This window comes from Zhongshania sp. (assembly GCF_041623545.1).
Taxonomy (GTDB): Bacteria; Pseudomonadota; Gammaproteobacteria; order Pseudomonadales; family Spongiibacteraceae; genus Spongiibacter.
Genome location: NZ_JBFJWS010000002.1, coordinates 58,101 through 71,610 on the forward strand (window position 1 = coordinate 58,101; position 13,510 = coordinate 71,610).

The 13,510-nt window shown below is 51.0% G+C and carries 9 protein-coding genes; 5 read left to right on the forward strand and 4 right to left on the reverse strand.

Going from position 1 to position 13,510, the window contains the following annotated elements:
• Positions 1-337: 337 nt before the first annotated feature.
• The 4 genes from ABYT30_RS00965 to ABYT30_RS00980 all read right to left on the reverse strand — a co-directional run bounded on the left by ABYT30_RS00965 (position 338) and on the right by ABYT30_RS00980 (position 6,395).
• Complete coding sequence (locus ABYT30_RS00965; protein WP_373094889.1) at positions 338-2,701, reverse strand: TonB-dependent receptor; 2,364 nt, start codon at positions 2,699-2,701, stop codon at positions 338-340.
• A 476-nt stretch (positions 2,702-3,177) separates the two neighbouring features.
• On the reverse strand, positions 3,178-4,377 hold the full coding sequence (locus tag ABYT30_RS00970; protein WP_373078159.1) for an alpha/beta hydrolase: 1,200 nt from the start codon (positions 4,375-4,377) through the stop codon (positions 3,178-3,180).
• Positions 4,378-4,443: 66 nt separating this feature from the next.
• Positions 4,444-4,830: a nuclear transport factor 2 family protein gene (locus tag ABYT30_RS00975; protein WP_373078156.1), complete on the reverse strand. Its 387-nt coding sequence runs from the start codon at positions 4,828-4,830 to the stop codon at positions 4,444-4,446.
• Between the two features lie 26 nt (positions 4,831-4,856).
• The gene (locus tag ABYT30_RS00980; protein ID WP_373078153.1) at positions 4,857-6,395 is read right to left on the reverse strand and encodes a class I adenylate-forming enzyme family protein; all 1,539 of its coding nucleotides are present in this window, start codon (positions 6,393-6,395) and stop codon (positions 4,857-4,859) included.
• A 557-nt stretch (positions 6,396-6,952) separates the two neighbouring features.
• Between ABYT30_RS00980 and ABYT30_RS00985 the strand changes: the two genes are divergently transcribed.
• The 5 genes from ABYT30_RS00985 (at position 6,953) to ABYT30_RS01005 (ending at position 13,492) form a co-directional block, all read left to right on the forward strand.
• The gene (locus ABYT30_RS00985) at positions 6,953-9,160 is read left to right on the forward strand and encodes an acyl-CoA dehydrogenase family protein (protein ID WP_373094892.1); all 2,208 of its coding nucleotides are present in this window, start codon (positions 6,953-6,955) and stop codon (positions 9,158-9,160) included.
• A gap of 126 nt (positions 9,161-9,286) precedes the next feature.
• A complete protein-coding gene (locus ABYT30_RS00990) occupies positions 9,287-10,837 on the forward strand; it encodes an acyl-CoA synthetase (RefSeq protein ID WP_373078149.1) in 1,551 nt (516 codons plus the stop codon).
• Between the two features lie 20 nt (positions 10,838-10,857).
• Positions 10,858-11,715 (forward strand): MaoC/PaaZ C-terminal domain-containing protein, encoded by an 858-nt coding sequence (locus ABYT30_RS00995; protein ID WP_373078146.1) that lies wholly within the window; start codon positions 10,858-10,860, stop codon positions 11,713-11,715.
• Positions 11,716-11,738: 23 nt separating this feature from the next.
• On the forward strand, positions 11,739-12,674 hold the full coding sequence (locus ABYT30_RS01000) for an SDR family NAD(P)-dependent oxidoreductase (RefSeq protein WP_373078144.1): 936 nt from the start codon (positions 11,739-11,741) through the stop codon (positions 12,672-12,674).
• A gap of 110 nt (positions 12,675-12,784) precedes the next feature.
• The gene (locus ABYT30_RS01005) at positions 12,785-13,492 is read left to right on the forward strand and encodes a hypothetical protein (RefSeq protein ID WP_373078141.1); all 708 of its coding nucleotides are present in this window, start codon (positions 12,785-12,787) and stop codon (positions 13,490-13,492) included.
• Positions 13,493-13,510: the final 18 nt, after the last annotated feature.

A 13,510-nucleotide genomic window follows, 5' to 3' on the forward strand; every position in this document is an offset into this window, starting at 1 on the left:
CCAGCAGCCACATCACCGGAAATGCCACGATTGCGCACTTCACTCCTAGGAAAGAGTTCTCCCCGTCAATGATTGAATCACCTAAAAATACAATATCCACATTACCAATGGCTAACAGTTCGAATTGCGAAGCCCAATGATCATAGCCAGGTTGAATCAATTTCGCTAAGATCAATTTTTGGCCGCCCACTGCAGTTACTAACACAGTTAATAAAACCAATACCTTGGTGAAAACTGACAGCCCAATAAATAACCTATTAGTTTCCATAACGCACGCACCATCATAATGTCTAGTTTCTTATGCTTTTAAACTTGCAGTTTTATACACTAAGGTTACTTAAAAGCGCGCTTCCAAACTCACACCAAGTACTCGCGGCGGCAGTGGACTAAAATATGTTAGTGTGGGAGTTTCAGCACCTACCACAATAGGTGATAGCGAGCCGAAGAATACATCAGTATGGTTTTCTATATTTTCTGCAAAAGCATCTACCTTCCATGTCTGTAGTGGACTCGCCCAAGTCAAACGAATGTCGCTACTGACATAGCCTTCAATAAGGTCTTCTGGATTACCATAGCCGCGACGATATTGTTCCCCCCGCCACGATGTTTTGAGCTGCGGTGTAAGTGTGCCGTAGCCCTCAAATGAAAAGGTGTAACTTGCCAATATCGCAGCTGACGTTTTTGGCGCAGCTTGTAAATAAGCACCGGAAAAATCACCACGGGCGTCGTCGGTACACCCTAGGTCGGCTTGCTCTCTTGGCGCGCTAATATCGGTTCCACAAAATTCCCTATATCGAGAATCCAACCAACCTACACTTGCTTGCATATAGAACTCTGCACTTGGTGACCAGCGCATTTCTAGGTCGAGGCCTTTAATAATTGCGCTAGCGGCATTCTCGTCGATGTAGGCGGTTCCGGTTACTTGAGTAACTTGCAAATTAGTGTAGTCATAGTAATAAGCAGACATATTGAGCAAAAATTGGCTGTCAAAATACTCTCCTTTCCAACCTAGTTCCAGTGCGTCAATATGTTCAGCCTCCACCGGTTTTTGCGTTGTATTACCATTCAGATCAGTGATTCGCTGTGCAAATCCTGGCCGGTATCCGCGGCCCCATTTTGCATACACTAAACGATCTTCGTCATAAAACCATCTTGCAGCTATTTCACCCGTCGTTGCAGAAAACTTAGCAAGGCCATCAACTACATTACTATCGTTAGCCAACTCCAGGCTAAATGGCACATTTTGAACATGGGAGATGGTGGCAATATTTTGCCGGTTTTTGAGGGTCGGCTTGTCCCAGTTTTGTCTTATGCCAGCGGTAATTTCAACACCGCTCAAACCCAGCAGTTGATTCATATCAAAATCGAAGCTAGCGTAAGTCGCTAGGCTTTCATCTTCTCGATACGCTCCGATAAATTCAACCGCTAAACCCGTTAATACTGAGGGATTATTTGGCACCGTCGGCAGACCGAGATTATCCTGAGTCAAGTACACGCTAACGTTATAATTTGTATCAGTCTCTAAATAGCTGTTATACCAAAAAACGCCTGCTAACCAGTCTATTGCCTGTTCACTGGCCGATACAAAACGCAGCTCTGCGTTGCTGCGCTTGTCTAAGTTACTGTCGATTGAACCTTCTAATATCGCCGCTTCGGTGCCATCAATGTCGATAATGGTTCGGAAATTTCGCCGTTGTTCCCCGCCGATGAGTACGACATCGACATCGCTAAGCAATGGAAGGTCTGTCAATGACCAAGTAATGTCAGCTTCAAGCCGAGTGTATTTGTCGTAGGCGTCACCTAATCGCGAGGTGGGATTGGAGCGAACAATCTGGATGTCATCTGGTAAAGGTGCTGGGGACCCCGCCTTTTCAAGTTCACCACCGCGTCGCGTCAGCAAACTCGGACTACCATAAGTAATACCTTGTCCGTTCATGCTTTCAAAGCGAACAGCTCGCAATGACAGTTGCAGTGAGTCACTTGGCATACTTGATAAATACAGACGTACAAATTGGTCGTCAACCGAATAGGGATCGCTTTCATTGCTAGTGAAAAGATCATCCAGACGACCGTCACTACGCCGTTTCATACCTGCCATTCGCCCTAGCAAACGTTCATCGCCCTCGCCGAAGAAGGGTATATTCACATAAAACTGAAATTGCTCTTCGGTCAGCGAAGACTGGCGGTAGTTACCGCCGACTCCCCACTCAGAAGCCGGCCTGGCCCATTTAACATTGATCGCACCACCGGTCGCGTTGCGGCCATATACTGTACCTGACGGGCCCCGTGTTATTTCAATATTGGCTAAGTCGTAAAAGGGTTCGCCGCGACTATCAATAAACACCCCATTGACATGCATCGCTACGGGCGAGGAGCCTGCAGCGCTAGTCTTGCTGAGTCCTCGAATCGAAATGGAATTTTCATCCTGCACTGTCATACTCGGAACAAGGTCTGCAAGATCTTGAAATTCTTGAATATTATTGTTCTGTAGATCGGTGCCCATGACAGCGGTGACGGCGCCAGAAACATCCTGAATAGATTCATCTCGCTTTGTAGCGGTGACGATAACCTCTTCTAACGCATGATTGCTACGCTTTTTTGGAGTTACGTCGCTAGCGATGATCTGGGCCTGCACGCGCCCACCAATAAGTACGACAACGCACGCAGCAGTGATGAGAATACCCGCATTTCTTTTAATCATTATTACCTCTGCTAGAGAGAAAGCTTTATTATTTTTAATGCATTAACTTAGAGCCAATACATTACTGCTTAGACTACTATCTCTTATTTAATTTGAGTCGTCAATTAAATATTTGACAGCTGTCTAATATTATTTCGCGCGACGAAAATAAGTCTTATTTTGCGGGTATACATCGGATTGAGCCCACCACAAAAGCAGAACCGTCAAAAGCTTTGACAATAAAGTTAGTTGTAAGTACCTAGCAGTAGACGAGATTGGAGATTTTCAATCAAAAACGCTAACCGCTCTATACTTCTTAGTACTCCGAGCACAAACCAGTTACCTTATAATGATTATTATGAACTGAAGTGTCACCTAGGCAGATAATAGTAGGTCAAAGCGAAGCAGCGCTTTCTCAGAGATCTCACATCGCGATTGGCAAGCGATTTTGCAAATCACCACCGCCACTAGAATGCAGTTTTAACTTTCAAAACTACTTACCTTAGCGGAGCCAACCCAAATTCAATGAGAAGCTGTAAACTTGCGCCGCGCATTAATTGACTACCTATGCCGCCATTAAGTTGATCAAACGAATGCTCACCGTATGGGAATCCAATTACTCGGGCATCAACGCCTGCCGCGATCGCTTTTTTAGCGAAAGCATACACCGGCTCGGGGTGCAGAAGATGATCGGTCAAGCCGGGCAACAAAAGCGTGGCCGGCGCAGATGAATTGATATGTGTCTCAGAAGATATAGCCTTGTAGCGGCCTGGAAACGCCTCGGGCGTGCCACCGGTATATTGAACTCCCATCATACGAGCGAACCGTCCAACGATAACGTCGTCGTTTTCATACATCTGCCGAGCATCAATAATTGGATAAGCAGCAATACTAGCAACTATATTTGGCACCTGCCCTTCACACATGGGTTTTATTAGTCCGGCATTGGCCTGATAAGAGACATTCAATACGAGATTACCACCTGCCGATTCGCCAAACATCGCTAGACGCGAGCCATCACCGCCATAGCGCTCAGCGTTGCGGCCAATCCAAGCTAAAGCGCATGCAACCTGTCGCTCAGCAACGCCCCAAGTGTGGCGATCTTCCGCCGACAAGCTGTATTCAACGGAAAAAACAAGGTAGCCTTGGTCCGCAAACCAGCGCATATCTGCCGCCCGATCATGAACCGTGCCAGCTCCCCAGCCACCGCCATGCACATACACAAGGACAGGCTTTGGCGATTTCTCCTTGCTATTGGCCTGGGAGTATATCGCCACAGCCAAATCGTGGTCTTCATAACGTGTGTAGGTCTCAATAACAGCCGTCACACTCCCATGCCGCTCCCCACCTAGCCACAAGGTTCGAAGCAAGTTTATGTCAACGCCATTTTGCTCAGCCACCGCAATTTGCTGTATTTGAATAAAAGCAGTTCCGGCGAATACAAAACTGGTAAAGGAAGTTAAAACCAGAATTCCGCGCTTACCAAATTTGCGCCAACGAAAAAAAAATAACAACGCAGCAAGCAACGATAAGATCGATACCCACGGGCCAAATGGAAAAACTATTAGCGGTCCAATCACGCCAAATACAGGTACTTGGGGTAAAAAGCAGGCAAGTGTTGCGATTGCGAGAATAGCGGAAAAAGTATAAACGATGAATATCATCGCCTTTTCTGAAATCAACTTTATTGTAGACATTATATTATTGCTAGTATTGCTCATTAGTCAGTGTTCCACTATACGGCCCGCACGGCGGGCCGTACTTTACTTAGATGTAATCGACTTCTGTAACTTCACCTTGGTATGAGATATTTTCCAACCCTGCTCAGTGCGCACTAGCGTTCGATAATACCAACCATTATTTGAGTACTGGCTGTCGTTGCCGGTGAACATATAGCTCTGTATGGTTTCAGCTGAGTCCCCGTCGAGGGTAATGCGAGCCGGGCCGCCGATATGCACGCCGTGCGGCGCCTGCGACAGCATCGCCGCAACTTCATCGTGACCACGCAGCGTTTGACGAAACACTTCGTACACAGTATCAGCGGTAAAAAGATCCAGCCATTCGTCAAAGGTATTCACTTCAAGACGAAGGCAATATTCGTCAAGCACCTCTTTAATAGCTTGTTTATCAATTACGGTCTGTAGGTCCATATTCACTGCCCCGAGTTTCTTATTTTTTAACTTTCTTCACTGCGGCCAATCCGCTCAATCATCATGTTCGCTATTTCACGCCGCGCCACCTTATTACTCGGCAACATTGGCACCTCATCTCGACTGATAGCAATATATTCTCGAGGCACTTTAAAACCCGAAAGTTTTTGACGCAGCTCTTTTTGAACTAATTCAAAATCGAGCTCGACACCATCGCGAGGCACCACCGCCGCAACCACCAACTGCCCCCGCTCTTGGTCAGGAATACCCACAACGTAGGCCGAATGCACGCCATCAATTTGTTGCAGCTCCAGCTCGACTTCAGCGGGCGAAACATTGGAGCTTGCCGACTTAATCATATCGCCGTTGCGGCCCACAAAATGAATGCGCTTACCCTCTCGCACCCCCATATCACCGGTGTGATAAAAGCCATCGGCCGCAAAATAAACGTCGCGCTCAACCTTGTGCAAACCGGGTGTTAGCGGATAGCCGCGCACTTGGATCTCGCCGGGAACTCCCTCTGGAACAGGCATATTATTTTCATCAACCACACGCACTTCATAACCGTCGGCAATATGATCTAAGGGCGCGCTTAGCGGATAACCCTCAGCCCTCAGCTCGTCTCCATAGGAGTATGGCCCAAGGGTCTCGGTCATTCCTAAGGCCCACAACGTAGTGCCCTCTGGGAATTTCGGCATATCTTCTTTCGCTAAAACCGAACCCATCGCGGCGCGACTATTGGTCGAGGTTCCCTCGGTACACATAACCACAGCGCCAACTTCCCATGCTGACAGGAGAAACAGCATCAAACCGCCCACCCAAAACATGGGCAAGGATGCGGGAATTGGCATGCCACGGCCCAGCATACTCTTAGAGCAAAGATAGTGAGTACGGAACATTGTCGGGCCGTGATTGTGTTTTACGCCTTTGGGCAAGGCCATGGATCCGGAGGTATATATTTCTATTAGCTGATCGGTCGGATGAATTTCCGCCTCGACTTCCGCTAATAACTCCTCGCTAACACTCGCCGCAGCAGACTTGATCCAGTCTAAATCGTGAAAAGATTCTGGTAGTGAGTCACCAGTCGATACCAGCCAGCGCAAAAACGGTGCCTCAGGCAAGCGTAAATCCGCGCTACCAGCCTCCGACAAGCTTGGAAATGCATCGCAAAACCGCTCAACATAATCTTTGCCAAGCAGCGTTCGCTGTACAATCACACCGGTCACATCAGATTGACGTAACACTCGAACTAATTCATTACTTTTAATCAAGGTACTGATCGGAATGGCGATAGCGCCGGCTCTGGCAATCGCCGCAAACATCAAAGCAAATGACGGGCCATTACCGTATATAAAGCCAACGCGAGTACCCTTGCCCACACCGCGCGCCAACAAGCCCCGCGCTAGCTCAGCGGATTGGCGATCTAGCTCAGCAAACGAGATCGACTGGTTCTCGATGGCGTCACCTGCGAGATTAAGTGCCACATCATCGCCGTATGCCGCCGCTGCAGCACGGATAAACTGCGGAAAGGTTTTGGCTAGCCGAATGTCGTCGATACCACTCACGAAAAACTCCTTAAGCGTGCAATTTAGTAAAGCATTCCAAATTATGGACCAGCCTTAGCGGCATGAACTTGGGATTCACAAAATTAGGCCTGAATTATTTATTAAATGTTATGCGGCGCTGAGGCTGACTTCAGCCACCAACAGCCCCTCTGGCAGGAGGCTAGAATCACGCAAAATAACACAATGCACATGGATCATAGCATTAATATAAATAGCGACACAATTGCAAGAACGAGCCTCAAAAGTAATCTACGCAGAGGCATCAACACTAGAGGGCAGTATAATGAACGCTGAAAATAGCCCACACTACGGCATTCTAAGTGCGACGACATAAACAGTTGCAATACATATAGGTCATTGCATTATAATGAAATGAGCTATGGTGCCGTAAGAGTCGCCAATTCGCGCCGGCTAAACGCTAATCACACCAAGCGTAAGGCTCCCGCGACTCACGTCAAAGATCGCACTATCTCTTTGATTCAAAAGAACTAATTAATACATAACAGTAAATATAAAGACATTTTTCGCTCATTTTCAGAGCCACACAGGAGTCTACCATGCAGCTCAGCTTGCCAAATGACAGCGTACCGGTAAAAGAAATGTTCGAGCGCTTCTTCGCGACCGAATCCACCTCAGAACGCATTCGAGCTGCAGAACCAATAGGTTTCGACCCCGCACTATGGCGCGAGCTCATCGCCCTAGACCTCCCTTTCATGCGGATGTCAGAGAAGGCCGGTGGCAGCGCTATGAGTCTGTTTGACGCCTGTTTAATGATGGAACAAGCCGGTCGCCGGCTGGCATCTGTGCCCCTTGCCGAGTCGGTGGTTGCCCTGCGTATTCTGGGCGAGCTAGGCGGCGATGTCGCGACTCAGTGGATTGAACAAGTTCGCGACGGCGAAAGCGTACTAACGATTGCGCTACACCCTACGGTTACCGGCAAGCCGCAATTGGTGACCGGCGGCGCGGTTGCCAAAGGCATACTGAGCTTTAACGGCACTGAAGTAACAATCGAAGTGCCATCGCAAGCTTTAGAAGCACCTGCGACCTTGGGTGGCTCTGCCATTGGTGTATTTGTACCTGGCCAAGGCAAGCGCCTCGTCGTGGCCAGTGGTGAGCAGGCCAAAAAAGTTTGGGCGGCTGGAATTGAAGAATGGAAGATTCTCACCGCAGCGGCCTTAGTTGGTCTGTCCCGCGAGGCACTGACCATGGCCGCGGAATACGCCTGCGAGCGGATCGCCTTCGGCCAGCCAATCGGCGCTAATCAGGGCATTGCACACCCCCTCGCCGTGGATGTGATAGACGCCGACGGCGGCGCAATGTTGCTGTGGTGGACCCTCGACGCCATTGCAAACAAACGCGATGATGCTGGCGCCAATATTTCCGGCCTATACTGGTGGGCTAGCCGCACCGCGAGAAATTCCGTCGCTCACGCCATTCAAACCTTTGGCGGCTATGGACTCACAATTGAATATGACATCCAGCTCTATCATCGCCGCGCCAAATCCTGGGCGCAGGTTTACGGTGACCCAAATACCGAACTCACCCGCGCCGGTCGGCGCCTATTATTAAACGAGCCTGTTACCTTACCGGATGTCGGTTTGCTCGAAGTCAATTTCGAGGCCCCGACATTCACTCACCCGCTTGGCGACGAGGCACGGGCGATCTACTCTGCCCTTCTCGACCCAGAGCGCGAAGATTTTGGTGAGCAAAACTTTGAAGCCCACAACTGGGACGTTCATCGCGCCCTAGGCAAAGCCGGACTACTCTACCCCGACTGGCCGTCGAAATGGGGTGGCCGCGACGCAGACTCCGACGCAAGTAAAGCCTGTATGGCGGCGGCGGCGGAAGCGGGTTATGCCGGGCTCGCCCGGGGCGTAACTAGTATGGCCGGTGTTCTAACGCAAAAATTTGGCCAAGCGGAATTGCAAGAAGAAGTCCTGCGCGCCTTCGCCAGCGGAGAAAAAACCTCCTGCCTCGGTTTTACCGAGCCCTCTGGCGGTTCCGACGTCTTTGCTGCCAAAACTCGTGCAGTGCGCGATGGCGATGAGTGGGTAATCAATGGCCAGAAGATGTTCACCTCCGGCGCGGAACTGGCTAGCTACGTACTCCTGCTGACCCGAACAGACCCCGACGTGCCCAAGCACAAAGGCTTAACCCTTTTCCTTGTGCCTCTTGATCATCCCGGCATTGAAATTCAGCCTATACATACCTTTATGGATGAGCTGACCAACGCGACATTCTATGCCGATGTTCGCATACCTGACCGCTACCGCTTAGGCGAAGTGAACAGCGGTGTGAAAACCATGAGCGCGGCGCTCTCAATGGAGCAAGGCGGTAGTTATTACCACTTCCAAATGCGCGACATGCTCGATGCGGTAGCCGAATGGGCCAAAAGTGAAGAGCGCGACGGTGCAACAGTCATCGAGCACCCAGATACACTCAGCCGCCTCGCCCGAGTATTCACCCAGGCCAATGTCAGCGAGTCGTTAAACGCACGCGCACAATGGACTCAAGTTGCCGGTGAAACCGATTTTGCCTACGGCCCAGCATCAAAAGTATTCTCGACTCAGGCATTTATCGATAACTCTGCAGATCTACTCGACCTCGCCGCGCCGGCGTCGATGATACGCAGCCACAAGGGTCTAGGCGTGGTTGAAAAAGGCTACCGTCACTCATCGGCGACATCGGTGTACGGCGGCACCAGTGAAGTGCTGCGCAGTATGGTTGCCGAGCGCCGCCTTGGTCTGCCGCGCAGCCGTTCCTAGCGTATTAAGAGGCTAGTTTGTAGCGATATCGGCAATTATTGTCGACATCGCTACACTGGCAAAATAGCGCCCCTTAATAGCCAAAATAGCACAACGCTAACGTTTTAAATTTAAGGATGACTGTCTATGAATCCGGGAGTTTACGCAAAAACACAGGGTCACAAACCCGCGGTTATCCAACCGGCCACTGGGAAAATGCTTAGCTATAGCGAGCTGAATGCACGCTCAAATCAGCTCGCCCATTTACTGCATGACGAAGGCTTACGCGCTGGCGATCACACTGCTATCTTTCTAGAAAACCATCTCGCCTATTTCGAAGCGATATGGGCCTGCCTGCGCTCCGGCCTGTACTTCACCCCGATCAATAGCCACCTCTCAGCGACAGAAGCGGCCTACATTGTCGACGATTGCGATGCAAAAGTATTGATCGGTTCCGCGGCGCTAGAGCAGACCGCTGAGCTGGGAAAACTCGCCCCCCGCTGCAGTTTGAAACTCTCCGTTGGCGGTGCCATTGACGGGTTTGCGGACTACGAAATGGCACTGAAGGGAAAGCCCGCCACGAATCTCGCCGAGGAACGCCTCGGCACCATGATGCTGTACTCCTCAGGTACCACGGGCAGACCCAAGGGCATATTGCGACCACTGTCCGACGCCCCTGCAGAAAAAGGCAGCCCCAGCGTGCAGTTTCTTGCCGACCTGTTCGGTTACGACAAAAACACCGTTTACCTCTGTCCTGCACCGCTCTACCACGGCGCGCCAATTGGTTCTGCTGCTGCAGTCATTCAAAACGGCGGCACCGTCGTGGTCATGAATAAATTTGACCCAGAGACCGCGCTTAAATTAATTCAAGAACACAAGGTCACCCACAGCCAGTGGGTGCCGGCTATGTTTATCAAAATGCTGAAACTGCCGGAGGCAATACGCAAGCAATACGATGTATCCAGCCTCAAGCACGCAACACACGCTGCGGCTCCCTGCCCCGTCGACGTAAAACGCCAGATGATCGAATGGTGGGGCCCAGTCATTGACGAATACTACTCCTCCACTGAAAGCGCTGGCATGGCGTTTATCAGCAGCGAGGAATGGCTGGAACGACCAGGCTCAGTGGGTAGAGCAAAGGGCAAGGCCTTTCATATTTGTGACGACGACGGCAATGAATTACCCGCCGGGAAAGAAGGTGTCATTTACGGCGAAGTACCAGCTGGCCCGCAGTTCATCTATCATAAAGACCCTGAAAAAACCAAATCTGTCACCCATCCCACTAATCCATCATGGATCAACGTCGGCGATATTGGCTACCTCGACGACGAAGGCTATCTCTATATCACCGATCGCAAGTCGTTCATGATTATTTCTGGTGGCGTCAATATCTATCCCCAACAAATTGAAGACGCACTGGCGCTGCATCCAAAACTCACCGACGTTGCCGTCATCGGGGTGCCAAATGATGATCTCGGCGAAGAAGCCAAGGCCGTAGTGCAGCTCGCACCGGGCGTTACGCCGTCTGAGGAATTGACCGAAGAATTAAAAGAATTTGTTCGCGCCAAACTCGGCAAGCAGTTAGTCCCCCGCTCGGTGAGCTATATCGACGTGCTCCCACGGATGCCCACTGGCAAGCTCAATAAAAAAGAATTGCAGGCCAGATACAAGGCCGCCGCAGCGTCTGCTGCCAACTAAGCATTTGAGAAGGGGTACCCATGCCATTTAAATATGAAGAACTGATAAACAAAAGTTCTGATGACATTGCCTTTAGCTATACTGACACGCAAATGCTGCTGTACAACTTGAGCATTGGGATGGGCCGCGACCCACTCAATGGGCAGGAATTGCCTTTCGTTTTTGAGCGCCCTGCACTGCAAGTCATGCCAAGCGCGGCGGCAGTACTCGGCGGTGGTCGCGCCAACCTTCTTGGCAAGGTGAATTTAAACTGGACAAAGATTCTTCACGGCGAGCAGCGCCTGACCTGCCATAGCACTATTCCACCCGCTGCCAATCTCATTGGCAAAACACGGGTTTCTGAAATTGTCGACAAGGGCGCAGATAAAGGCGCGCTTATCACCTTGCAAATGGACGTGCGTCTCGCCAGTGGCGAGCCACTGTACACAATAGAAAATGTTACCTTTGCCCGAGGTGACGGTGGCTGCGGCGGACCAAACTCTGCGGCACAAGCGCCCCACGCCATCCCCGAGCGCGCGCCAGATATTATTCATATTAGCGAAACCCGCATCGATCAAGCCCTGCTTTATCGCTTAAATGGCGATCGAAACCCACTGCATGCCGATCCGGCGCTAGCGACCAAAGCTGGATTTGAACGCCCTATTCTGCACGGTCTATGTACCTACGGAATCGCCTGCCGAGCGGTATTGGCCAGTGTTTGCGGCTATCAAACAACACGAATGAAAAGCTTTGATGTGCGCTTCACGTCACCTGTTTTCCCCGGCGACACCATCCATACCGACATATGGATTGACGCCAATGTGGTGTCTTTCCGCTGCCGAGTCGAAGCGCGAAATATCATTGCCCTGAATAACGGCCGCTGCGAAGTTAGCGCCTAACAACAATGTTTTTGGAGAATATTATGTCCTCGAATATCAGTGAATCGCCGGTTGCCATTGTGACTGGCGCCGGACGCGGTCTCGGTCGTGAACACGCCTTGGCATTGGCCCGCGCTGGCTACAACCTTGTCGTTAATGATCTCGGTGGTGCTGGCAATGGCATTGGCGCCGACGCCACGCCAGCACAGCAAGTCGTCGCCGAAATTGAAGCCATCGGACGTAAGGCCGTGGTCGATGGCGCTGATGTGTCGAACTGGCAAGCCGCGGGCGAACTCATTCAAAAAGCCATCGACACCTTTGGCAGGCTGGATGGGCTTGTTAACAATGCGGGCATCCTCCGCGACCGCACCATCGTCAATATGACCGAGGAAGACTGGGACCTTTCCATCGCCGTTAACCTGAAAGGCACCGCCGCCCCCCTGCACCACGCCGCAGCCTACTGGCGCAATTTAAGCAAAGCGACTGGAGCACCAGTGCGCGGCGCCGTCGTTAATACGACTTCAGCTTCCGGCCTGTATTCTGGCACTGGTCAGGCGAACTATGCCGCAGCAAAAGCCGGCGTGGCGTCAATGAGCCTAGTCGCAGCTCGGGAGTTAGAACGCTATGGCGTGCGGGTGAACTGCCTTGCCCCCGCGGCTACAACTCGGCTAACCGAGGCGGTAATGGGCGACGAGATGAAGGCAAAATTAAACCCCGCGCTGGTATCCGCCTTAGTGGTTTACCTGCTCGGACCGGAAGCGGTCGAGGTCAACGGCAGAGTATTTGAAATGGGCGGTGGCGCCTACGTTCCTGTCAATATGCCCAGCCCCGGTGCTGGATTGCGGGCCCAGGACGGCGTATGGACGGCGGAACGCATAGCCCAAGTCACGCCAGGCCTGTTAGCGCAGATGCCCGCCTCAACCACACCAGTTGATGCAATTAAATACATGTTCAACGCCCCCGTCGACGGCGCTGAATAAGTTAGTGTACAGCCACTCGCCATCGACCAAGAGCTTGCACAGTCGTTGGCGAGAAATTAAAAGATATTCCTTAAAGCGAAGCTTCAATAATCATAAAATGGAAGTAATGTATGCGTAAACAATTTCAAAATCGTGCCCTGTATCTTCACGAGACGACCAAACTCGGCATCGGCGATATCGAACGCTATAACACCGCTTTTAGCGAACACTATTTACCAACCATGCAGGCGCTAGGCGCCCGTTTATTTGGCCACTGGAAAGGCAGCCCCTATAATTCACACTGGCCGCAAACCACCACAATCTGGGAAATTGACGGCTACGCTCACCTAAGTCAGATTGGCGCCGCCCGCGCCGGTCAAGGCGAGTATGTGCAAGCCTTTACAGCCTGGGACAAAGCCCTGGCGGAATTGCAGGCAACAGGCGAAGGCGCGCTGTGCTACGCAAATAGCCAAATCAAATTAGTCAGTGAATTAATTGCTGACAATTACGATGCCACCGTGGTTATTCAAGAGTTCATGACCACCAAACCCGGCAAACAAGAAGATTATATTGAGCAATTGGAATACGCCTATGTACCATGGTCAGAACGCACCGGCAAGAAGTGGTTGGCGTCTTTTGTGCCGATTTTCAACAATGAACAAGTAATCCACTACTGGGCACTCGACGGGGGCTGGGACGGCTTCGGCAAATGGTTCCCAAGTTGGAAGGGCGATATCCCCGACGATATTAAAAGCTGGATGAAACTCGCGCCGGCATTGCGCGAAAGCTGGGACGACTCCTTTTTGTCGGCGCTACCCACGCACCCATTAATGAAGTAACGATGACTTTAAACGCCA